The organism is Streptomyces mobaraensis (genome assembly GCF_020099395.1).
Classification (GTDB): domain Bacteria; phylum Actinomycetota; class Actinomycetes; order Streptomycetales; family Streptomycetaceae; genus Streptomyces.
The window spans coordinates 6,129,459-6,149,621 of sequence record NZ_CP083590.1 but is presented as its reverse complement, the minus strand read 5'-3'; the positions used below and the strand labels follow the sequence as shown (position 1 = coordinate 6,149,621).

General features: G+C 74.1%; 21 protein-coding genes. 10 read left to right on the top strand and 11 right to left on the bottom strand.

Annotated elements, in window-relative coordinates:
* Window positions 1–23: 23 nt before the first annotated feature.
* The gene (locus tag K7I03_RS27165; RefSeq protein ID WP_185945677.1) at window positions 24–1,376 is read right to left on the bottom strand and encodes a sensor histidine kinase; all 1,353 of its coding nucleotides are present in this window, start codon (window positions 1,374–1,376) and stop codon (window positions 24–26) included.
* A 188-nt stretch (window positions 1,377–1,564) separates the two neighbouring features.
* Here K7I03_RS27165 and K7I03_RS27160 point away from each other — a divergent pair, with 188 nt between their 5' ends.
* Together K7I03_RS27160 and K7I03_RS27155 are read left to right on the top strand one after the other, a co-directional pair.
* The gene (locus tag K7I03_RS27160; protein ID WP_185945678.1) at window positions 1,565–1,780 is read left to right on the top strand and encodes a hypothetical protein; all 216 of its coding nucleotides are present in this window, start codon (window positions 1,565–1,567) and stop codon (window positions 1,778–1,780) included.
* Window positions 1,781–1,893: 113 nt separating this feature from the next.
* Window positions 1,894–2,382 carry a GNAT family N-acetyltransferase gene (locus K7I03_RS27155; protein ID WP_185945679.1) on the top strand — a complete coding sequence of 163 codons (489 nt, stop codon included), beginning with the start codon at window positions 1,894–1,896 and terminating at the stop codon, window positions 2,380–2,382.
* Window positions 2,383–2,425: 43 nt separating this feature from the next.
* Here K7I03_RS27155 and K7I03_RS27150 read toward each other — a convergent pair whose 3' ends face one another.
* The 3 genes from K7I03_RS27150 to K7I03_RS27140 form a co-directional block, all read right to left on the bottom strand.
* The gene (locus K7I03_RS27150; RefSeq protein ID WP_185945680.1) at window positions 2,426–3,646 is read right to left on the bottom strand and encodes an MFS transporter; all 1,221 of its coding nucleotides are present in this window, start codon (window positions 3,644–3,646) and stop codon (window positions 2,426–2,428) included.
* A gap of 112 nt (window positions 3,647–3,758) precedes the next feature.
* Entirely contained in the window at window positions 3,759–4,340 is a 582-nt protein-coding gene (locus tag K7I03_RS27145) for a TetR/AcrR family transcriptional regulator (protein ID WP_185945681.1), read from the bottom strand.
* Between the two features lie 32 nt (window positions 4,341–4,372).
* Window positions 4,373–5,938 (bottom strand): FAD-dependent monooxygenase, encoded by a 1,566-nt coding sequence (locus tag K7I03_RS27140; protein ID WP_185945682.1) that lies wholly within the window; start codon window positions 5,936–5,938, stop codon window positions 4,373–4,375.
* A 50-nt stretch (window positions 5,939–5,988) separates the two neighbouring features.
* On the opposite strand from K7I03_RS27140, the gene K7I03_RS27135 reads away from it, so the two are divergent.
* Entirely contained in the window at window positions 5,989–6,630 is a 642-nt protein-coding gene (locus tag K7I03_RS27135; protein ID WP_185945683.1) for a TetR/AcrR family transcriptional regulator, read from the top strand.
* Window positions 6,631–6,795: 165 nt separating this feature from the next.
* Here K7I03_RS27135 and K7I03_RS27130 read toward each other — a convergent pair whose 3' ends face one another.
* On the bottom strand, window positions 6,796–8,286 hold the full coding sequence (locus K7I03_RS27130; protein ID WP_224347234.1) for an aminotransferase-like domain-containing protein: 1,491 nt from the start codon (window positions 8,284–8,286) through the stop codon (window positions 6,796–6,798).
* Here K7I03_RS27130 and K7I03_RS27125 point away from each other — a divergent pair.
* Both K7I03_RS27125 and K7I03_RS27120 read left to right on the top strand, forming a co-directional pair.
* A complete protein-coding gene (locus K7I03_RS27125; RefSeq protein WP_185945684.1) occupies window positions 8,285–9,187 on the top strand; it encodes a DMT family transporter in 903 nt (300 codons plus the stop codon). The two genes, K7I03_RS27130 and K7I03_RS27125, sit on opposite strands and share 2 nt — an antisense overlap.
* Before the next feature lie 283 nt (window positions 9,188–9,470).
* Window positions 9,471–9,671 carry a DUF1918 domain-containing protein gene (locus K7I03_RS27120; protein ID WP_185945685.1) on the top strand — a complete coding sequence of 67 codons (201 nt, stop codon included), beginning with the start codon at window positions 9,471–9,473 and terminating at the stop codon, window positions 9,669–9,671.
* Window positions 9,672–9,680: 9 nt separating this feature from the next.
* Here the strand turns inward: K7I03_RS27120 and K7I03_RS27115 are convergent, their stop codons facing one another.
* Entirely contained in the window at window positions 9,681–10,913 is a 1,233-nt protein-coding gene (locus K7I03_RS27115) for a glycoside hydrolase family 10 protein (protein WP_185945686.1), read from the bottom strand.
* A gap of 154 nt (window positions 10,914–11,067) precedes the next feature.
* Between K7I03_RS27115 and K7I03_RS27110 the strand changes: the two genes are divergently transcribed.
* From K7I03_RS27110 to K7I03_RS27100, 3 genes are all read left to right on the top strand, one after another.
* Window positions 11,068–11,928 carry a 3-hydroxybutyryl-CoA dehydrogenase gene (locus K7I03_RS27110; RefSeq protein WP_185945687.1) on the top strand — a complete coding sequence of 287 codons (861 nt, stop codon included), beginning with the start codon at window positions 11,068–11,070 and terminating at the stop codon, window positions 11,926–11,928.
* Between the two features lie 601 nt (window positions 11,929–12,529).
* Complete coding sequence (locus K7I03_RS34130) at window positions 12,530–12,952, top strand: GNAT family N-acetyltransferase (RefSeq protein ID WP_313772177.1); 423 nt, start codon at window positions 12,530–12,532, stop codon at window positions 12,950–12,952.
* Between the two features lie 288 nt (window positions 12,953–13,240).
* The gene (locus tag K7I03_RS27100) at window positions 13,241–13,996 is read left to right on the top strand and encodes an IPT/TIG domain-containing protein (protein ID WP_185945688.1); all 756 of its coding nucleotides are present in this window, start codon (window positions 13,241–13,243) and stop codon (window positions 13,994–13,996) included.
* Window positions 13,997–14,092: 96 nt separating this feature from the next.
* Here the strand turns inward: K7I03_RS27100 and K7I03_RS27095 are convergent, their stop codons facing one another.
* Entirely contained in the window at window positions 14,093–15,100 is a 1,008-nt protein-coding gene (locus K7I03_RS27095) for a hypothetical protein (protein ID WP_185945689.1), read from the bottom strand.
* 123 nt (window positions 15,101–15,223) lie between these two features.
* Window positions 15,224–15,847 carry a LysE family translocator gene (locus K7I03_RS27090; protein WP_185945690.1) on the bottom strand — a complete coding sequence of 208 codons (624 nt, stop codon included), beginning with the start codon at window positions 15,845–15,847 and terminating at the stop codon, window positions 15,224–15,226.
* Window positions 15,848–15,981: 134 nt separating this feature from the next.
* Here K7I03_RS27090 and K7I03_RS27085 point away from each other — a divergent pair, with 134 nt between their 5' ends.
* A complete protein-coding gene (locus tag K7I03_RS27085; RefSeq protein ID WP_004944306.1) occupies window positions 15,982–16,437 on the top strand; it encodes an Lrp/AsnC family transcriptional regulator in 456 nt (151 codons plus the stop codon).
* 158 nt (window positions 16,438–16,595) lie between these two features.
* Window positions 16,596–16,847 (top strand): hypothetical protein, encoded by a 252-nt coding sequence (locus tag K7I03_RS27080; protein WP_221903609.1) that lies wholly within the window; start codon window positions 16,596–16,598, stop codon window positions 16,845–16,847.
* Between the two features lie 53 nt (window positions 16,848–16,900).
* Here the strand turns inward: K7I03_RS27080 and K7I03_RS27075 are convergent, their stop codons facing one another.
* From K7I03_RS27075 to K7I03_RS27065, 3 genes are all read right to left on the bottom strand, one after another.
* Complete coding sequence (locus tag K7I03_RS27075) at window positions 16,901–17,431, bottom strand: NUDIX hydrolase (RefSeq protein ID WP_185945692.1); 531 nt, start codon at window positions 17,429–17,431, stop codon at window positions 16,901–16,903.
* A gap of 58 nt (window positions 17,432–17,489) precedes the next feature.
* Window positions 17,490–18,827, bottom strand: coding sequence for a tetratricopeptide repeat protein (locus K7I03_RS27070; protein ID WP_185945693.1), 1,338 nt, complete (start codon window positions 18,825–18,827; stop codon window positions 17,490–17,492).
* 86 nt (window positions 18,828–18,913) lie between these two features.
* On the bottom strand, window positions 18,914–20,113 hold the full coding sequence (locus tag K7I03_RS27065; protein WP_185945694.1) for a PP2C family protein-serine/threonine phosphatase: 1,200 nt from the start codon (window positions 20,111–20,113) through the stop codon (window positions 18,914–18,916).
* Window positions 20,114–20,163 lie beyond the last annotated feature (50 nt).

Genomic DNA, 20,163 nt, shown 5'->3' with positions numbered 1-20,163 from the left:
CCAGGCCGCAGCGGCGGGCGGGCTCACGGCACCCGCGCGCCGGCGCCCCCGCCACCCCCACGGCCCCCGACCGCCTCGCGCGGCGGGGACGACGGCGTGCGCCGCCCGTCCCAGGGCAGCCACGCGCGCAGCCGGAACTCCCCGTCCGTAGAGCCGTGTTCCAGTCGGCCGTCCGCCAGCCGGGCGCGTTCGGCGAGGCCGGTGAGGCCCTGCCCGGCGCCCGGGACACCGCCGCCCGGGACACCGCCGCGCGAGGCTCCGTCGCCCGGGTCACCGCCGTGCGAAGCACCCCCGCCCGGGAGGCCGGCGCGGAGGGTGCCGCCGCCCCGACGGACGCCTCCGGGGAGCACGCCCTCCGGCAGGGCGGCGGCCGGCACCGGCGCGGGCACCGCGTTGCGCACCTCCACCACCAGCCCGGTGCCGGGGCCGCCCTCGACGGTGACGGTGACGTCCGCGCCGGGCGCGTGCTTACGGGCGTTGGTGAGCCCCTCCTGGACGATCCGGTACGCGGTACGCCCGGTGACGTCGGCCGGCGGACCACCCACGGGCGCACCGGCGGCGGCCCGCATGGCGACCTCCACCCGCATCCCCGCCTCCCGCGACTCCTCCACGAGCCGCGGGATGTCGTCGAGCGTCGGCTGCGGCCGGTCCGGGGCGTCCCCGGCGGGCAGCCGCAGGATGCCGATGATCTCGCGCAGGTCCTCCAGGGCCTGGTACGCCGCGTCACGGATGATCCCGGAGGCCCGCCGGACGTCCTCGGCGGGCGCGTCCGGCCGGAACTCCAGCGCACCCGCGTGCACGCTGAGCAGCGAGAGGCGGTGCGCGAGCACGTCGTGCATCTCGCGCGCGATCTCCTCGCGCACCTGCCGCCGCGCCTCCTCCGCCGCCCGGTCGGCGCGCTCCCGCAGCCCGGCGACGAGCCGGCCGCGGGAGCGGACGTACAGGCCCCAGCCGAAGGCGCCCGCGACCAGGGCGAAGTAGGTGAACGCGGAGGCGGTCCCGGGCTCGTCGAGCGCCGGCCGGCCGAGCAGGAAGACGGGCAGCGGCAGCGCCGTGAACGCGGCCACCCACCCGGTGACGCGCGGCGGCCGGCGGGCCGCGACGGTGAACAGGGCGACCATGATCGGCCCGGCGGCGAAGTGCGAGAACGACCCGGTCACCACGAGCGCCACCGCGACCTGGACGGGCCACCGCCGCCGCAGGAACAGCGCCGCGCACGCGAGCCCGCCCGCCAACTGGTCGGCGAACAGTACCGCTTCGGACAGCCGGCGGCCGTCCAGCGCGTCCTCGGCGGTGGCCACCGAGAAGGCGGCGGCGAGCAGGAAGCACCCGAGGTCGGCGAGCCGGTCGCGGGTGGTGGGACGGAGGCGGGTCATGACCGGACGGTACGCGCCCGGGCGGCGGGCGTACCGTCCCGCCGACCGGCCCGATACCTTCGCCCGACAGCTTCGGCGCGTCCCGATACCTTCGGACGACACCGCACCCTCCGGACGCCTCCTCCGGTCGGCGCACCGCCTCCCGACGGCCGACGCCGCGCCCGCACGCCGCCTCCTACCTTCGCCGCATGAAGAGTGCGCTGAGTTTTCTGAGTTTCGTCCTGACGGCCGGCGGGATCACCGGTCTGCTGCACGAATGGCTGGGCTGGTTCCGGCTCTTCGGCTTCCTCCGGTATCTCGCCCCCGACGGTTACGCGGTCTACGCGAACACCGTCTTCGTGGTGCTGGGCATCGCCCTGGGTCTCCTCGGCGGTTCCCTGGGCCGCCGCGGCACCCCCTCCTGACCTCGGCCTCGCGGCACCCCCTCCCGACCGGCGGGGACGCGTACCCGCCGGTCAGGAGGGACGCCGCCGAAAAGTTATGGCGCTCCACCCCTCCCCCGTGGAGGATCTCGGCCATGCAGATCCGAGAGGCCACCGGGCACGACTGGCCCGCCATCTGGCCGTTCCTCCGCGAGATCACCGCCGCCGGCGAGACGTTCGTCTACCCGCTCGACCTCGACGAGGAGGCGGCCCGCGCCCTGTGGCTGCTCCCGGCCCCGAACCGTACGGTCGTCGCCGTCGACGGCGCCGGTACGGTCCTGGGCACCGCCGCCATGACGGTCAACCGGCCGGGCAACGGCGACCACATCGCCAGTGCCAGTTACATGGTGGACCCGGTGCACGCCGGCCGGGGCGTGGGCCGGGCCCTGTGCGAGTACACGCTGGAGTGGGCGCGGGCGGCGGGCTTCCGGGGGATGCAGTTCAACGCGGTCGTGGAGTGCAACGAGCCGGCCGTGCGGCTGTACCGGTCACTGGGCTTCGAGGTGGTGGGCACCGTGCCGGGCGCGTTCCGGCATCCGCGGGAGGGCTACGTCGGGCTGCATGTGATGTACCGGGAGCTGTGAGCGGGCGGCCCGGCGACGGCCGTCGCCGGGCGCCCCGCGCCCGTCACCCGCGCGCCGCGCACAACTCCTTCTCCACTTCCCTCACTTCTTGCTTCACGGCAGCCCCACCGCTCCCCCGCCGCCGCAGATCGGGGACGAGGGTGAGCAGGCCCAGGACGGCCAGACCGGCGCCGAGCCACACCGGCCCGCGCAGGCCGTAGCCGGACACGGTCAGTCCGCCGACCGAGGACCCGATGATGATGCCGAGGGTGATGAAGGAGGAGTGGATGGTGTTGACCAGGGGACGGGCGTTGGCGGTGCGGTGGACGCGGGTGATCATCGCCGGGTTCATGGTCACGCCGACCAGTCCGATGCCCATCATGCAGATCACCGCGGGTACGGCGAGGTGGGCGAGCAGGGCGAGGCCGGTGAGGAAGAGGGCGTTCAGCGTCAGACCGGTAAGCAGCACCGGGAGGGTGTGACGGTCGGCGAGCCGGGCGACGACGGAGTTGCCGAGCACGGTGGCGGCGCCGTAGGCGATCAGCAGCAGCGGCACGGTGCCGGTGCCGAAGCCCGTGACCTCGGTGAGCAGCGGGTTGAAATAGCTGAACGCGGCGAAGGTGGCCCCGATGATCAGGGTGCTGGTGGACAGGACCAGCCACAGCCGGGGGTTGCGGAAGGTCTCCAGCTCCTGCCGGAAGCTCTCGCCGCCCTGCGGCCGGCCGGGACGGGGGACGCCGACGGCGGTGCACAGCGCGGCGAGGGCGGTGAGCAGGCTGATCGCCCAGAACGCGGCCCGCCAGCCGAGGTGTTCGCCGACGAGGGTGGCGAGCGGCAGGCCCAGCAGCGTCCCGAGCATCAGCCCGTTCATGGCCGTGCCGAGCGCCCGGCCGCGCGCCTCGGGGCTCGCGAGCTGGGCCGCGAGGGAGACGCCGATGCCGAAGAACGCCTGGGAGGCGACGCCGGTGACGATCCGGGCGATCAGCATCACCGGGTAGTCGGTGGCGGTGGCGGCCAGCACGTTCCCGGCCAGGAAGACGGCGAACAGGACGTACAGGGCGCTTTTCTGGCACATCCTCATCAGCGCGACGGTGAGGAAGGGGCCGCCGAGGGCCATGGCGGCGGCGTAGGCCGTGATCAGGTACCCGACCTCGGGCACGGTGGCGTCCAGCCCCTCCGCGAGCTGCGGCATCAGCCCGGCGACCACGAACTCGCTGGTGACCATGGCGAAGATGCCCAGCGCGAGCACATAGACGGGCCGGGGAACGGTGGTGGCTCGGCTCATGCGGCAACACCTTTCCTAACCGATCGTTCCAATAACAGGGCGAAGGAAAACCCCCTGGGACACAGGGGGTTCCGGACGCCGGGGGCAGCGGGGCAGGTCCGGCGGAGGACGCTCAGCGGAGCACGCTCAGCGCCCCGTCGACCGCGTCCTCCAGCCGCCGGCGCCCGTCGGCGGTCTTGCCGACGACGCGCAGGCCCTGGAGGAAGGTGACGAAGAACCGGGCGAGGGCGCGCGGGTCGGCGCCCTCCGCCAGCTCGCCCTGGTGCCGGGCCCGGACGAGGGCGCCGGCGACGGCCGTCTCCAGTTCGTCCAGGGCCGACGCGACCCGCCGCTCGGCCTGCTCGTCGCCGGGCAGCACCTCGACGGCGGTGTTGGTGACCAGGCAGCCCTTGCGGTCCGGGTCGTCCATGCTCTCGGCGGCGTAGCGCAGCAGCAGTTCACGGACGGCGGGCAGAGCGGGACCCGGCCGGCCGAGCAGCTCCAGGGTGGCCTCGCCCTTGAGTTCGCAGTACCGGTCGAGGGCGCGCAGATAGAGGGCGTGCTTGCTGCCGAAGGTCGCGTAGAGGCTCCCCCGGTTGACGCCGAGGTGGTCCACCAGGTCCTGCATCGAGGTGGCTTCGTACCCCTTGCGCCAGAACAGGTCCAGCGCTGACCGCAGCGCGGCGTCGGGGTCGAACTCCTTGTTCCTGCCCATGGACGGGACGCTATACGAATTGAACCGAACGTTCAAGAATTGACGGCGACGGATCGCGGCTCCCCGAACCACCGGCGGAGCGCGGAGTCCAACCCCTCCGTGCCGCCCTCCGCGTCGGCCGCCCAGGCGACGACGCCGTCCGGCCGGACGAGCAGGCCGGCGAGCCCCGGCCGGTCCGGGCACGCGGCGGTGATCACCTCGACCCGGCCCCCGTATCCGCCGGCGGACGCCCGGAGTTCCGGGTCGTCGCGGAGGTCGACGAGCAGGGCGCGGCCGTGGTGCAGGTGGTCACCCAGCCTGCCGCCGTCCGCGAAGGCGAGGTCGGGGGCGCTGCGGCCGGTCAGCGGGTGACCGCCGGGGAGGTCGTACCGCTGCCACACGCCGGAGATCCGCTTGACGAGGTGGGTGGTGCCCCCGACGGTCCCGGCCAGGTCGCGGACGACCGCCCGCAGCGCGCGGGCGTGCGGATCGGGCCGCATCATGGCCACTTGGGCCCGCGTCCAGTCCAGCACCCAGGCGCCGATGGGGTGCCGTTCGGCGGTGTAGGTGTCGAGCAGGCCGTCGGGCGCCCATCCCCGGACGGTGGCGGCGAGCTTCCAGCCGAGGTTCACGGCGTCGCCGATGCCGAGGTTGAGGCCCTGGCCGCCGAACGGCGAGTGCACGTGGGCGGCGTCGCCGGCGAGCAGGACGCGGCCCTTGCGGTAGGTGGACGCCTGGCGGGCGTTGTCGGTGAACCGGGTGGCGGTGTGCACGGCGGTGACGGTCACGTCGACGCCGGTGACCCGGCGCAGGCTGTCCTCGATCTCTCGTGCGGTGACCGGGGATTCGCGGTCGGCGGGCGGTCCGTCGAACTCCACGGTGAGGACGCGGCCGGGCATCGGCCCGTGGGCGTAGTGCCCGGTGGGGGTGGTCTGCCAGCCGGAACCGAGCCCTTCCGCGCCGGTCATCTCGACGAGCGCCTGCCGGCCGGTGATCTCGGGGTCGGTGCCGGGGAAGGCGAAGCCGGCGAGCTTGCGGACGGTGCTCCGGCCGCCGTCGCAGCCGACGAGCCAGCCGGTACGGACCGGGCCCGCGTCGGTGTGGACGGTCACGCCGGTGTCGTCGGCGTCGAAGCCGGTGAGGGTCACGCCGCGGCGGATGCCGACGCCGAGCCCGGCCGCCCGCTCGGCGAGCAGCCGCTCCAGCGGCTCCTGGGGGACGAGGCCGACGTCCGCCGCCGGTCCGGCGTTCCCGAAGTTGGGGTCGGACGCGTCGAAGAGGTCGGCCCGGAGCGGTATCGCCGCGAAGTGCCCGGCGAACCGGGGCGGCGGCGTGGGGGTGGACGCCCCGGCGGCCCGGCGGCCGGCGAGGAAGGAGCTGAAGCGGCCCATCGCCTCCCGCTGGATCCCGGCGAGGGCCGGCAGCATGCCCCGGCGGTAGAACGCCTCCGCGCTGGGGGTGTTGATGGCGCCGGCCTTGATGGTCCGGTCCACCTCGGTGCGGCGTTCGAGGACCAGGACGCGGGTGTCGGCCAGGGCGAGTTCGCAGGCGAGGGTGAGGCCGACGGGGCCGCCGCCCGCCACGATGACGTCGTGTTCCGTGGAATCCAGAGGCTTCATGGACTTCACTGTAGCCACTAAAACATTTGATTGGATATAGCCTTCTGTTCATGAGTGGACCAGAGGCAGCGGAACCGGCGGGAATGTCGCTCCGGGAGCGCAAGAAGATGCGGACGCGGCAGCGGATCTCGGACGTGGCCACGCGGCTGTTCTTCGAGCGCGGCTTCGAGGAGGTCACGGTGGCGGAGGTGGCCGAGGCGGCCGAGGTCTCCGCCATGACCGTCTTCAACCACTTCCCGCGCAAGGAGGACCTGTTCCTCGACCGCATCCCCCAGGGCATCGAACTCGCCGTCACGGCCGTCCGGGACCGCGCCCCCGGGGAGAGCCCGGTCGCCGCGCTCCGCGACCTCGCGCTGCGGCTCGTCGACGAGGGCCATCCCCTGTCGGCCGTCGGGCACCCGCCGTTCTGGCGGGTCGTGTACGGGTCGCCCGCGCTGCGGGCTCGCTTGCGCGAGGGGGTGGACGAGCTGGAGGCCGCCCTGACGGCAGAGATCGCGGCCCGCCCCGGGCCCGGCGATCCGCAGCCCCGGATGACCGCGGCTCTGGCGGTCGCCGCTTATCGGGGGGCTTGCGCGACGTCGTTGCGGCGGATGTTCGCGGGGGATGCGGCGGGGGAGGTTCTGTCTGCGCATCGGGCCTTGTTGGTGCGGGTGTTCGGGGAGTTGGAGCGGGTGTTGCCGCTCGGGGGGTGAGGTGCCCCGGTCCCGCCCTTTCACCGTTTCTTGCGGGGCCAAGCCCCCGCACCCCCAAAACCGCGCTCCGCGCGCTTGTCCTCAAACGCCGGACAGGCTGAAAAATCAGCCTGTCCGGCGTTTGAGGACAAGCGCGCGGAGCCGCGGCAAGCGGGGTCTGGGGCGTCAGCCCCAGGAAACTGGGGGCACCTCCCAGCGGTAGCTGGGGGAGAAAGGGCGGGCCAGGGGCACCCCCAACCGCCGCACCCCCTCCACCAGCTCCGCCTCCCCCGCAACCGCCGCCACACACACCCGCACATGAGCCGCCGGCGGCTCCGCCGCGTAGTACAGCCGGCCGGGCGCGACGGCGACCCCCGCGCGCAGCGCCGCCGAGACGAAAGCGGCCTCCTCCGTGCCGTCGGGCAGGCGCAGCCACAGGTGGAAGCCGCCCGGCGGCACATGATCGACCACCACGGAGGGCAATTCCCTCCGCACCGCGGCGAGGAACACCCGCTGCCGAGCCCGGAGTTCGGCCGCGACCGTCCGCGCGTGCCGCGCCCAGGCAGGCGAACCCACCAGTTCCAGGGCCGCCTCCTGAAGGGGCCGTGGCACGAAGAAACTGTCGATCAACTGGACCGCGCGCAGCCGCTCGACCACCGGTCCCCGGGCCGCGAGCGCGCCGACCCGCAGGCTGGGCGAGACGAACTTCGTCAGGGACGTCACGTGCACCACGACGCCGTCCGGGTCCTCGGACGCCAGGGTGGGCGGCTGCGCGGGAGCGTCCGCGTGGACCAGGCTGCGGGCGAAGTCGTCCTCGACGACGAACGCCCCGGCGGCCCGGGCGATGCGCAGGACCTCGCGGCGGCGCTCGGCGGAGAGGACGGCGCCGGTCGGGTTCTGGAAGAGGGGCTGGCAGAAGAAGACCCGCGCGCCGGTGGCCCGGAACGCGTCGGCCAGCAGGTCGGTGCGGACCCCGTCGGCGTCCACCGGGACGGGCACGGGGCGCAGCCCGGAGGCGTGCGCGGCGGCGAGTACGCCGGGGTATGTGGGCGACTCGACGAGCACGGGAGCGCCCGGGGGCGCCAGGGCGCGCAGCGCGGTGGTGAGGGCGCTCTGGCCGCCGGCGGTGATCAGGACGTCGGAGGCGGCGACCGTGCCGTCCGGTCCGCCGATCGCCCTCGCGAACCAGGCGCGGAGCGCGTCGACGCCCTCGACCGGCGGCCGGTCCCAGGCGCCGGGGCGGCGGCCCGCCCGGCCGAGGGCCGCGGCGAGGGCGCGTTCCGGTTGCAGCGAGGTGTGGAGGTAGCCGCCGGCGAGGTCGATGGTCCCGGACGGTGTCGGGGTGAACGTCGCACAGATCCGGGCCGCCTCGACGGAACGCGGCACCGTGCGGTCGCCCGGTTCGGCGCTCAGCGCCACCTGCTGCCAGGAGGTGTCCCCCAGCGGCGCGCGGCCGGCGGCCGTCCGCGCCTCGGCGCGGTACGCGCCCGCCCCCGGCCGGGTGACCACCAGCCCCTCCGCCGCGAGGACGGCGAGGGCCCGGGAGACGGTGACGGGGCTGACCCGGAAGCGGTCGATCAGGGCCCGGCTGGACGGCAGCTTCTCACCCGGTGAGTAGCGGTTGACCTCCTGCCGCAGGAGACCGGCCAGTTCGGAGACGCTGCTACGCTCGTGCATGACAGCACAAGATAGCGCTACTCGCCCGATGTCGATAGCGGTCAACGGCGGCTTGGCGAACGGCGGCACGCTCCTCGCCCTACTCGCCGTGGGCATGTTCTCGCTGACCTTCCCGGCGACCGTCTGGGCCCTGGACGGGCTCGGCCCCTGGTCGGTGGTCGCCTGCCGCGCCGTCCTCGCCGCCCTGCTCGCGGCGGGCTTCCTGCTCGCCGGCCGGGTGCCGCCACCGGACCGCCGGCACTGGGGCGGGCTGTTCGCGGTGGCGGCCGGCTGCGTCGTCGGCTTCCCCCTGCTGACCACGCTGGCCCTGGAGTCGTCGACGACCTCGCACGCGGCCGTGGTCGTGGGCCTGCTGCCGGTGACCACCGCCGTCTACGCCACGCTGCGCACCGGCACCCGGCACTCCCGCGCCTTCTGGGCCGCCGCCGTGGCCGGAGCGGTGGTCGTCATCGCGTTCGCCCTCTACCAGAGCGGCGGCCGGCCGGGCACCGGCGACCTGTACCTGTTCGCCGCGCTGCTGGTGTGCGCCTCCGGCTACGCCGAGGGGGGCCGGCTGGCCCGGGAACTGCCCGGCTGGCAGGTCATCGCCTGGGCCCTCGTCCTCTGCCTGCCGGCGGGTGCCGCCGGGGCAGCGGCCGCGCTCGCCCTGGAGCCCGTCCACGTCACGGCCAAGGCGACCGCCGGTCTCGGCTGGCTGGCGTTCTCCCAGTTCGTGAGCATGTGGCTCTGGTACCGCGCGATGGCGGCGACCGGGGTGGCCCGTGCGGGCCAGTTGCAGCTCGCGCAGCCGCTGCTGACTCTGGTGTGGTCTGTGGCGCTGCTCGGCGAGCGGCTTTCGCCTGCGGCGCCGCTGGCCGCCGGCGCGGTGCTGGTGTGTATCGCGGTGACGCAGCGGACGTGAGGGGGCGCGTTGGGGGTGCCCCGGCCCCGCCCCTTCGCCGCTTCCTGGGGCTGCGCCCCAGACCCCGCTTTTCGCGGCTTCGCCGCTCGTCCTCAAACGCCGGACGGGCTTGATTGCGCGCCCGGGCGCAACCACTCAGCCCGTCCGGCGTTTGAGGACCTCGCGGCGAAGCCGCGATGCCGGGGCACCCCCCAATCGGGCCGCACCCCGGGCCGAACCGCCCCCGCGCCCCTAAACTTGGCCGCGGAAGCCACGACCGACCCCGATGGAAGGAGCCGCGTCGATGCATGCGAGCAAGGGCGACCGTCTGGTCGTGCACGGCAGGATCGTCGGCCAGCAGGACCACGTCGTGGAGATCGTCGAGGTCCTGGGGCACAACGGCGCACCCCCGTACCGCGTCCGCTCCGAGAACGGCCACGAGACCATCATGTCGCCGGGTCCGGACTCGGTGGTGGATCACCGGAAGGCGACCGGCGAGCAGTAGCGCCGCCGGTCAGCGCGGCGGGCGCGCGCGGCGAGGGTAGTGGTCCCGGACCACGCGCGCCATCGCCCCGATCGGATCCTCCCGCACCTGCCGGGCGGAGAAGTAGACGTTCCCGCCCACCTCGCGGTGGCGCCGGCAGAGCGTGAGGTGGCGGGAGAGTTCGGCCGGGTCCTGCCAGGGTGCCGGCTGCGAGGGGTCGCCCTGCCGGTAGAGCGCCTCGCCGATGTACAGGCCGACGTGTGTGCCGTGCACGGTCCGGGCCCACCACGGCACGAGGGTCGCGTAGTCGGCGGCGGTGTTGCCGATGTGCCAGTACACCTGGGGGACGATGTAGTCGATCCACCCTTCGCGCACCCACTTACGCGTGTCCGCGTACAGGTCGTCGTACGTCTGCACCCCGGCCCGGGTGTCCGAACCCCGGGAATCCGTCGTCTTGTTGCGCCACACGGCGAACGGGCTCACCCCGAACCGCACATGTTTCTTGCGCCGCTTGATGCGCTCGCCCGTCTCGCGCACCAGCCGGTCGATGTTGTCGCGCCGCCAGGCGGCCCGGTCCGGGAACTTCCCGCCGTACCGCCGGTAGGCCGCCGCGTCGTCGAACTCCTGGCCCGCCACCGGGTACGGGTAGAAGTAGTCGTCGAAGTGCACCCCGTCGAGGTCGTAGCGGAACACCGCGTCGAGCATGGCGTCCTGGACGAACCGGCGGACGTCCGGCAGACCGGGGTTGTAGTAGAGCTTCCCGCCGTAGGGCACCGCCCACCCCGGGTGTTTTCGCGCCGGATGGGACGGGACGAGCCGCCCGGGGTCGGTGTGGTTGGCGATGCGGTACGGGTTGAACCAGCCGTGCAGGTGCAGGCTCCGCCGGTGCGCCTCACGGACGGCGAAGGCCAGCGGGTCCCAGCCCGGGTCCTTGCCCTGGGTGCCGGTCAGGAACTCGGACCACGGTTCGTACCGCGACGGCCAGAACGCGTCGGCGGTCGGCCGGATCTGGAGGAGGACGACGTTGAGCCGCCGGGTCACGGCGGAGTCGAGGAGGGCGAGGAGTTCCTCGCGCTGCCGGTCCGGGGTGAGCCCCGGGCGGGACGGCCAGTCGATGTTGGCGACGGTCGCGGCCCATACGCCCCGGAACTCCGTCGGGGTCCCCCCTGCCTCGGCGGCCACCGCTCGTCCCGCCTCCAGACCCAGGGCCGTCACCGCCCCCACCCCGACCGCCGTGAACCGTCTTCGCGTCATACGCACCATATGTTGCTCACTCCTTGTCGGATGTGTCACACCGTGCGCGCTGAGCATGCCCTCCCCGGGCCCCCCGCTACCGGACCGCGCGGAGTAACGTCTGACCGAGGCGGGAGCGACCCCGGCACCCGCCGGTCGACGAAGAGCACCGAAAGGCAACGTCTTGAGCGACATCGAACGCGTGGGAGTGGTCGGCTGCGGCCAGATGGGCGCGGGCATCGCGGAGGTGTGTGCCCGGGCGGGCCTGGACGTCAAGGTCGCCGAGACCACGGGCGAGGCCCTGGAGATCGGCCGCACCCGGCTGACCAACTCCCTCGGCAAGGCCGCCGAACGCGGCAAGATCACCGAGGAGGAGCGGGACGCGGCCCTGGGCCGGCTGAGCTTCACCACCGACCTCGGCGAATTCGCCGACCGCGACCTGGTCATCGAGGCCGTCGTGGAGAACGAGCAGGTCAAGACCGAGATCTTCCAGGTGCTCGACCAGGTCGTCACCCGCCCGGACGCCATCCTCGCGTCCAACACCTCGTCGATCCCGCTGGTCAAGCTCGCGGTCGCCACCTCGCGCCCGGACCAGGTCATCGGCATCCACTTCTTCAACCCCGCCCCGGTGCAGAAGCTGGTCGAGATCATCCCGGCGCTCACCACCTCCGACGAGACGGTCAAGCGCGCCGAGGCGCTGGTGGCCGGCGTCCTGGACAAGCACCCCATCCGCGCCCAGGACCGCTCCGGCTTCATCGTCAACGCCCTGCTGATCCCGTACCTGCTCTCGGCCATCCGGATGTTCGAGTCCGGCATCGCCAGCCGCGAGGACATCGACAACGGCATGGAGATGGGCTGCGCCCACCCCATGGGCCCCCTCAAGCTCTCCGACCTCATCGGCCTCGACACCGTCGCCTCGGTCGCGGACAGCATGTACGCCGAGTACAAGGAGCCGCTCTACGCGGCGCCCCCGCTGCTCCAGCGCATGGTGGACGCGGGCCGGCTCGGCCGGAAGTCGGGCGCGGGCTTCTACACCTACGGCTGATCCGGCCACCCCACCACGCCAGGGCCCATCGAGGCGGCCGGTACGGGCGGCCGGTGCGTCCGCCCGACTCGCCCTCCCCGGGCCGTCGTTCGGCACGGAAAACCGCTGTCCGGGGGCGCGGCCCCGGTGCTTCAATGCACCGTGACCTCCACCGGTTCCGCCGCGCCCGCCGACCGCTCGCTCCTCGCCCGGCTGGAGCGCTCTTACGACGCGGTCCCGCGTGGCAGCGCCCGCGGCGAGCGGTTCGGCCCGCTGACCCTGTTCGTCCGGGAGGGCGCGGGCTGGCCGTTCTACGCCCGTCCGTCCCTCGCCGGCCGCGACGGCGTCACCGCCGCCGATGTGCGGCGCGTCCGGGCCCGGCAGCGGGAGCTCGGCGTACCCGAGGCGTTCGAGTGGGTCGCCGAGACCTCCCCCGCCCTGCGGCCGGCCGTCGAGGCGGCGGGGCTCGTGGTGCGCGAGCACCCCTTGATGGTCCTCGATCCCACCGGCCCCGCCATCCCCGACGGTTCTGTTGTCCCCACCACGACCACCACGCCCGCCGCACCCGACGGGGTCACCGTCCGGATCGTCGCCCCCGACGATCCGGCGCTGCCCGGGCGCGGTGGCCGTCCCGTACCTGTCGTTCGCCGAGCCCGGGACCCGCAGGGGCCGGGCCGGTCTCGCCGACCTGGACGCGATGGTGCGGAAGCTGACCGCCGACGGGGCCGTGGAGCGCCTCGCCGGCCGGATCCGGGCCGGGCTGACCTCGGTCGCCGCCGCGCTGGAGGGCGGCACGGTCCTGAGTGCCGGACAGCACCAGCCGGTCGGCCCGGTCAGCGAGGTCGTGGGCGTCGGTACGCTGCCGGTGGCCCGCCGGCGCGGTCTGGGGCTCGCCGTCACCGCCGCGCTGGTGGCCGACGCCCGGGCGCGGGGCGTGGAGACCGTCTTCCTGTCGGCCGGTGACGACGACGTGGCCCGGCTGTACGGCCGGGTCGGCTTCCGCCGCGTCGGCACGGCGCTCATCGCCGGACCGGCCGCTCCGTAGCCCCCGCGCCCGCGAGCACCCACCCGGCGGCCGGGTGCCCCGCCCGCCCCGAAGCTCCCCCCACCACCACTGCGCACCCACCACCACAGCGCACCCGCCGCGACGCGCCCCGTCGCCCGCCCGGCCGCCGGGAGCCGGACGGCCGCCCCCGGGACCGCCGGGCGCTCCCGGGGCTTCAGCGCGCCCCGCCACAGCGCTCCGACGCGCCGGGCACCCCGGCCGATATCCGGGAAAACGCCCGGCCCACGTCCGGCCCACGTCCGGCCCGCGAATCGCGAGGAGCGCCCCATGCTGACGCGCCGTCCCGTCACCATCTCATCGGTCGAACCCTCCGAAGGCCGCGAGGGAACCCTCGTGACCATCCGGGGCACGGGCTTCGCCCCGCACGTGCGGAACAACTGCGTCGTGATCGGGGGCATGGGCGCCTGCGCCCGGCCCGAACCCGGGTCGACGGACACCGAGTTGAAGGTCAGGATCGGCCCGGTGGCCCGGGCGACCGAGGGTGACCTGCTCATGTGGCCGGGCACCGGCACGGACGTCCACACCGAGCGCATCGCCCACGGGGACACGACGCTGACGTTCTCGGAGGTGTCGGTGTTCCGCAACGGCGCCCCGGTCGCCTCGGCGGGCATCGGCTTCCGGCTGACGGAGCCCTCGCCGCACACCTACGCCGGGTTCGTCGGACGGTCCCCGGCCCGGGTGGACCTCGGCGGCCTGGAGGGCGGCCCGGCGCTGTGCGTCCGTTTCCCCCACGACCCCGGTGCCCCGTCCGATGCCGGGTGGACCTCGGTGGACATCTGTCTGGTGCTGAAGGAACCGACGCTCGCCATCGACTTCTCCGCCGAGTTCTCCGGCGACCGGAGCCCGGCGCACTGCCTGGGTGCCGTGGCCAAGGCCGTCACCGCCAACGCCGCGCTGCTCGGGGAGCGGGTGTACGCGGACGTCGTCGACGGCGGGGACACCGGGGAGTGCGAGCTGTACGTCACCAAGCCGTACCTGACGAACGGGATGTTCGTGCTCCGCTTCGGCGCCGCCGCCCGCTAGCGCCGCGTCCGGCGGCGTCCGCCCTGTCGGCGACGGCGGGTGGGCCCGGGCCGTCGGCCGGGCGGTTCCATGAGCCGGGCCCGTCAACCGAGTTCGTCAGCCGGACTCGTCGATCCCGTGCCGCCGGACCGAGCGGGCCGCGGCCGCCGCCAAAACGAGCGCGCCCGTTCCGAAGACGGCGTTGCCGGTCAGGGCGACGGCGGTCGGGGTGCCGGAGTCCGCCGCCTGAGGGAAGCCCGCCCAGACGTACGTCAGCAGAGCGCCGACGGCGACGGCGACGCGATGGCCGTCGCCCCAGCCGCGGCCGCGGGACCAGCGCAGGCCCACGACCAGTGCCGTCGCGGCGAGCAGCAGCCAGAAGAAGACCACGATCCAGTCCGGTACGTGGTCCCGCAGCAGCAGTTGACCGGCCCAGTAGGCGCTGGTGAGGGCGAGGGCGGCGCACCCGGCGCGCCATGGGGCGGGCGCGGCGGCCAGGCTCCGCGGGCCCGTGCTCCGGCCGGCGAGGAAGGCCGCGACGACCAGGCCGGCGATCAGGACGGCACCGACGGTCCACTGCCACGCCGAGGCCATGAACCGGTCGTTGTAGGCGTACTGCAGGGCGGCCAGCCCCAGCGAGCCCGCCGCGAACACCACGCCCGTGACGCTCAGGCCGAGCCGTCCCAGCCAGGGCCGCTGCGGTGCGCGGCCGAACGCCTCGACCAGGGCGATGGGTACGCAGATGCTCCAGATCATGTGCATCGACACGACGTCCTGGAGCAGGGCCACGCTGGTGCCGAGCAGCGGTACGTGGGTTCCCGCGTAGACGAGGCCGAAGGGGACGCCGCCGTAGTGGGGGTTCCAGAGCATCTGGTCGACCGGCCCCTCCTCGAACAGCCCGTAGGCCGCCCCGAGCAGCAGCATCGTCGGCCGGCCCCGCCCGGTGCGCCGCGCGGTCTCCCGGATGAGCAGGGCCCCGCACCCGTAGAGGGGGATGAAGAGGATCAGCGCCCCCAGGTCGCTGATCGGGGTGTTGCCCAGCAGGAACTCACCCACCAGGGGAGCCAGCAGGATCAGGCCGAAGACCGACCGCCATCGGTGAGGAGTGCCGCGGGCATCGTTCATTCATCCGAGCTTAGTGCCGCATTGGTGGGCGTTTGCCCGCCCTCATCAGCGAATCCCATGATCCGCGGCATTCCTGCCCCACCCCGTGGCCGGGCGGCCGGCTCCGCGCCCGCAGGCCCTCCGTCAGGCCGCCGCCAGCCGCTCCACCAGCAGGAACGCGCCGATGCCCACCATCGCGACGCCCGACAGCCGGCTGACCCCGCGTGCTACGGACGGCCGGGCCCGGAGCACCCGGCGGGCCAGCGTTCCGACGCCGAAGTAGACCACGCCGCAGGCCGCCACGTGCAGCACGCCGAGCGTTCCGGTCTGCACCGCCACCGGCCAGGTGCCGTGCCGGTCGACGAACTGCGGCAGCAGCGAGACGTACAGCAGCAGTCCCTTGGGGTTCAGGCCGCTGGTGCCCGCGCCCTGGAGCAGGACGCGGGCCGGCGGCAGCCCGGCCCGGGTCTCCGCCGCCGCGCCGGGGACGGAGGGCCGGCGCAGCGTCGCCACCCCGAGCCAGAGGAGGTATGCCGCGCCGAGCACGGTGAGGGCGGTCAGCAGGCTCGGCGTCCCGGCGACGATCGCGGCGACCCCGGCCACCACGACCACCGTGAGCCCGGCGTAGCCGAGCATCAGCCCGCCGACCGCCGGTATGACGGAGCGGTCGCGCAGCCCGGCGGCTATCGCGTAGGCCCAGTCGGCGCCGGGGACGAGGAGGAGCAGGACGGAGACGGTGAGAAACGCGGTCATGGAGCCGACGGCCATGCGCTGGGCACCCCTTCCGGACGGTGTCCGATTCCGATGAATTGCCGTTGCGGTGAGGAAGGTTATGCGCGATCCGGCGGGAAGTGTTGTCGGCTTTTGTCCTGTACCAGCTAGTCGGAGGGAGAATATGTCCCATGGACAGCCTCGACCGGAAAATCCTTGCCGAGCTCCAGCAGGACGGCCGCCTCACCGTCACAGAGCTGGCCGCCCGGGTGCGGCTCAGCGTCTCCCCCTGCCACCGCCGGCTGCGCGAGCTGGAGCGCTCGGGGGCGATACGCGGCTACCGGGCCGTGGTGGATCCCCGCGCCCTCGGGCTGGCCTTCGAGGCCCTGGTGTTCATCACCATGCACCAGGAGGACCGCGAGACGGTCAGCGACTTCGAGCGGGCCGTCGCCGCCGTCCCGCAGGTGGTGCGGGCCGAGCGGCTGTTCGGCGACCCGGACTACATGCTGCGCGTGGTCACCGCCGACCTCGACGCCTACCAGCGGCTCTACGACGAGCACCTGGCCACGCTCCCCGGGGTGCTGCGGCTGGACTCCACCCTGGTGATGAAACGCGTGGTCGAGGAACGCCCGCTCCCCGAACGCTGAGGCGCCGCACGCCCGTTCACACGGGGTGTGCACATCTGACCCGTACTCACCCTCCGCACACGCTCCCGCCCCGCCGCGCCCCGCGCTTTCCTTGTCGTACAGCGCATTCGCCACGGAAAGAGCCGTGGGGCCTTCCGGAAGGAGTACGGACCGTGACCATGCATCCCGAGCACGCCGCGAAGACGGCAGAGCTCGCGGAGCTCCGGCGCAGACTCGACGTGGGCGTCGTCCGCATCGACGGGCGTCTCGCCCTGCTCACCCAGCGCAGCGACCAGGCGCAACGCGAGATCACCGAAGTGGAGGAGCGCGTCAAGGCGCTGGAGAGCGGCCGTTGGCCGGTGTCCTCCCTTGCCGCGCTCACCGGCCTGGCCGGGCTCGGCCTCGCCGTCTGGCAGGTGGTCGGCCGGTGAGCACGGGGGTCCCCCGCCGCCCGCGGCGATCAAGCGATCATATGATCAGGTGATCAGCCGAGGCGCGTGTGGTGCAGCAGGAGCAGGGCGGCGGCCATGTTGGCGGCCGGCACCTCACCCCGGGCGATCAGGTCCGGCACCAGCTTGAGCGGGACCCATTCGCGGCGGTCCGACTCGAAGCCGTCCTCCGGTTCGCCGGTGTACTCGGCCTCGTCCGTCCAGTAGACGTGGTGCCGGGCGTCGGTGAGGCCGTTGGACGGCTCGACGGTCATCAGGTGCCGCAGCGGACCGGGCCGCCAGCCGGTCTCCTCCTCCATCTCCCGGGCCGCGGCCCGGGCGACGTCCTCGCCGTCCTCGACGACCCCGGCGGCCAGCTCCCAGCCCCAGGTGTCGGTGATGAACCGGTGCCGCCAGAGCAGCAGGACCTCGTTGGCCTCGTTGACCACCGTGGCGACGGCCACGGGCCGCATCCGGATGAGGAAGTGGTCGAGGTGCCGGCCGTCGGGGAGTTCGACGTCCGCGAGATTGACCCGGAACCAGCGGTTCTCATAGACGTTCCGCTCCGCGAGATTCTTCCAACGCACGTGTTGCCACCTTCCGCCGAGGTGGCCACCTACCCGGGCGTCGCCCGCACAAGGGTCGTCACAAGGGCACGCGCAGCGCCCCTTCGATCATTTCGGCGGCCTCGGCGGTGGCCGCGCACCCGCTTTCGACCAGGTGCTCGCGCACCGCCCGGAGCCGGTCCCGTAAGCGCCGCGATTCCATGCCCCTCGCCTGCTCGGTCATCTCCTGAGCGGTGGCCACCGCCTTGTCCGCGTCTCCCTGACGCAGCTCGATGTGCGTGAGCATGGCGAGCCGGTGGACACGGCCCCGGTCGTGGGCGGGGGTGTCGACGGCCCGGTCGGCGTGCTCACGGGCGGGTCGGAGATCACCGAGGCTGAGCAGGGCCTCGGCCACCTGGACGTTGACCAGTCCCGGCTGGACGTAGCCGGTCTCGGCGGGCTCCTGGCCGCGGTGGATGCGCTCGGCGGCCGACTCGGCGCGGCGGATGCAGCCCAGCGCCCCGGCGCCGTCGCCCAGCCGCGCGTACGCCTTGGCCTGCATGGCGTAGAGGTCGGCGGCGAGCGCGGGCGTCAGGTGCGGGCCGCCGGAGCGCAGCGCGGACTCGGCGAAGGCGACGGCCTGCCGGTACTCCCCCAGGAACAGCGACTGGTTGACGAGCAGGGCGATGACGTAGGCGCCCAGCCCCCGGTCCCCGCTGGCCTTCGCCAGCCGCAGCGCCTGGTGGAAGTAGCGCTGGGCGAGGCCGTGCGCGTCGGAGTCGTAGGCGCAGATGCCGGCGACGGCGACGAGTCCGCCGGTGGCGCGGTGGAGGTGGCGGCCGGTGGCGTCGGAGTAACTGCCGCGCAGCAGCGGGGCGGTCTCGGCGTTGAGGAAGCCGACGATCCGGGCGCGGGTCGCGACCCCTCCGGCCTTGCGGTACATCTGCTCGTAGTGCGTCCGGGCGGCGCGCAGCATGGCGATGTCGTCCATCGAGACGCGGGTGAGTCCGCGCCGGGAGACGTCGGCGTCGTCGGGCGGGTTCTCCCACTCCCAGACGGGCATGACGGCGTGGGTGCCGGTGACGGCGGGGGCGGTGACGACGTGCTCGCGCTGCTGTTCGTCGGAGCGCCACAGGGCGGTGGCCCGCTCGACGAAGCCGGAGAGCGGGGTGCCGGGGACCCGGGGCGCGCCGGGGGTGCCCAGGCCGATGTCGTCGAGGGTCAGCGGCCGGTGCAGCCGCTCGCCCAGCACCTCGCAGATGAGGTCGGGCACCTGTCCGCGCGGCCGCTGGCCCTTCAACCAGCGGGCCACTGCGGTGTGTTCGTAACGCAACGCCAGACCCCGTGCCCGGCCCGCCGCGTTGACGTGGGCGGCCAGGCCGGCGTGGGACATCCCCGCCTCGTCGAGTATGGCGTCGAGCAGAGTGTTGGGCTCCATGCCGCCCCTCCGTGAGCGCTCGGTCGACCCAGCGTAACGGAAACGGATTCGCACGGGGTGTGAACGGGCCTGCACTGCAAGGGAGTTCAGCCGTGCGGGCAGCTTCGGGCCAGCGGTCCGTGCGGAGTGCGGTCCGGAACGCGGTGCCGGTCGTTGCGCAGGGCGAGCAGGGCGAAGTCGTCGGTGAGGACGCCGCCGGTGTGCCGGAGGACGGCGGCGCGGACGCGGTCGACGACGGCGGCGGGGACGACGGGCGCGTGCGCGGCGGCCTCGGTGAGGGCGCGGGTGAGCGGGAAGAAGCGGCCGGCCGCGTCCCGGGCGTCCTCGACGCCGTCGGTGTGCAGCACCAGGGCTTCGCCGGGCAGCAGCCGGGTGAGCCGGCGGACGGGCGGTTCGGCGGGGAGCGGGAACATGCCCAGCGGGGGCAGCGGGTCGCCGGACGAGAGGACCTCGGCCCGGACGCCGTGGGGCGGGCCGGCGTCGCCGCCGGCCAGCCGGTGCGGCCAGGGGTGGCCGCAGTTGAGAGCCGTGACCTCGCCCTCCGCGCCGATCTCCAGCATCAGGACGGTCGCGAAGTCTTCACCGGCAGGCAGCGACTCGCCGGAGGGCGGCGACTGGCCGGACGCGCGGTCGCCGAGGTGCCGGTGGAAGGCGCGCTCCATGCGGCGCAGTACGCCGGGGAGACCGTCCTCGTCGTGGGCGGCCTCGCGGAAGCTGCCGAGCAGCGCGGCGACGGTCCCCAGGGCGGGCAGGCCGTGGCCCCGCACGTCCCCGATGACCAGCCGGACGCCGTGCCGCGTGGCCAGCGCCTCGTAGAGGTCGCCGCCGAGGAGGGCGCCCTCGCTGGCGGAGCGGTGGCCGCCGGCCAGGGTGAGCCCGGCCAGGCGCGGCGGCAGCGGGCGCAGGACCGCGTGCTGGGCGGTGGCGGCGATCTCCCGGAGCCGTTCGAGCTCGCGGGTCAGCCTCAGGCGGCGGTGGCTGGTGAGCCAGGCCGCGGCGACGACGGCGACGACGGCGCAGCAGGTGCCCAGCCGCATGGCCGGATCGGCGCGGCCGGCGGAGCCCAGCGGGACGAGCGCGAACAGCGCGCAGGCGCCGCCGAGCAGGACGCACTGGCGGCGGCCGCTGCCGGCGCAGGCGATGGCGGGGGCGGCGGCGAGGAGTTGGACGAAGTGGACGCCGAGCGGGCTGAGCAGCTCCCAGACCACCACTCCGGCGACCCAGAGGCCGGGCAGCGCGAGCACCGCACCCTGTCGGCAGCGCGCCGCCGCCCTGGTACGGATCATGCCGTCGGCCCCCCTTGCGCAATGACGCGCTCGATTCTCGCGAGCACGGG

Bases quoted from the DNA above. Each gene is read 5' to 3' on its own strand.
- K7I03_RS27145 (WP_185945681.1), bottom strand. From the start codon at position 4,340: ATGGGCAGGAACAAGGAGTTCGACCCCGACGCCGCGCTGCGGTCAGCG.
- K7I03_RS27070 (WP_185945693.1), bottom strand. From the start codon at position 18,827: ATGGAGCCCAACACTCTGCTCGACGCCATACTCGACGAGGCGGGGATG.
- K7I03_RS27065 (WP_185945694.1), bottom strand. From the start codon at position 20,113: ATGATCCGTACCAGGGCGGCGGCGCGCTGCCGACAGGGTGCGGTGCTC.
- K7I03_RS27080 (WP_221903609.1), top strand. From the start codon at position 16,596: ATGCATCCCGAGCACGCCGCGAAGACGGCAGAGCTCGCGGAGCTCCGG.
- K7I03_RS27140 (WP_185945682.1), bottom strand. From the start codon at position 5,938: ATGAAGCCTCTGGATTCCACGGAACACGACGTCATCGTGGCGGGCGGC.
- K7I03_RS27135 (WP_185945683.1), top strand. From the start codon at position 5,989: ATGAGTGGACCAGAGGCAGCGGAACCGGCGGGAATGTCGCTCCGGGAG.
- K7I03_RS27150 (WP_185945680.1), bottom strand. From the start codon at position 3,646: ATGAGCCGAGCCACCACCGTTCCCCGGCCCGTCTATGTGCTCGCGCTG.
- K7I03_RS27155 (WP_185945679.1), top strand. From the start codon at position 1,894: ATGCAGATCCGAGAGGCCACCGGGCACGACTGGCCCGCCATCTGGCCG.
- K7I03_RS27120 (WP_185945685.1), top strand. From the start codon at position 9,471: ATGCATGCGAGCAAGGGCGACCGTCTGGTCGTGCACGGCAGGATCGTC.
- K7I03_RS27160 (WP_185945678.1), top strand. From the start codon at position 1,565: ATGAAGAGTGCGCTGAGTTTTCTGAGTTTCGTCCTGACGGCCGGCGGG.
- K7I03_RS27130 (WP_224347234.1), bottom strand. From the start codon at position 8,286: ATGCACGAGCGTAGCAGCGTCTCCGAACTGGCCGGTCTCCTGCGGCAG.
- K7I03_RS27090 (WP_185945690.1), bottom strand. From the start codon at position 15,847: ATGGCCGTCGGCTCCATGACCGCGTTTCTCACCGTCTCCGTCCTGCTC.
- K7I03_RS27100 (WP_185945688.1), top strand. From the start codon at position 13,241: ATGCTGACGCGCCGTCCCGTCACCATCTCATCGGTCGAACCCTCCGAA.
- K7I03_RS27115 (WP_185945686.1), bottom strand. From the start codon at position 10,913: ATGGTGCGTATGACGCGAAGACGGTTCACGGCGGTCGGGGTGGGGGCG.
- K7I03_RS27165 (WP_185945677.1), bottom strand. From the start codon at position 1,376: ATGACCCGCCTCCGTCCCACCACCCGCGACCGGCTCGCCGACCTCGGG.
- K7I03_RS27085 (WP_004944306.1), top strand. From the start codon at position 15,982: ATGGACAGCCTCGACCGGAAAATCCTTGCCGAGCTCCAGCAGGACGGC.
- K7I03_RS27125 (WP_185945684.1), top strand. From the start codon at position 8,285: ATGACAGCACAAGATAGCGCTACTCGCCCGATGTCGATAGCGGTCAAC.
- K7I03_RS27095 (WP_185945689.1), bottom strand. From the start codon at position 15,100: ATGAACGATGCCCGCGGCACTCCTCACCGATGGCGGTCGGTCTTCGGC.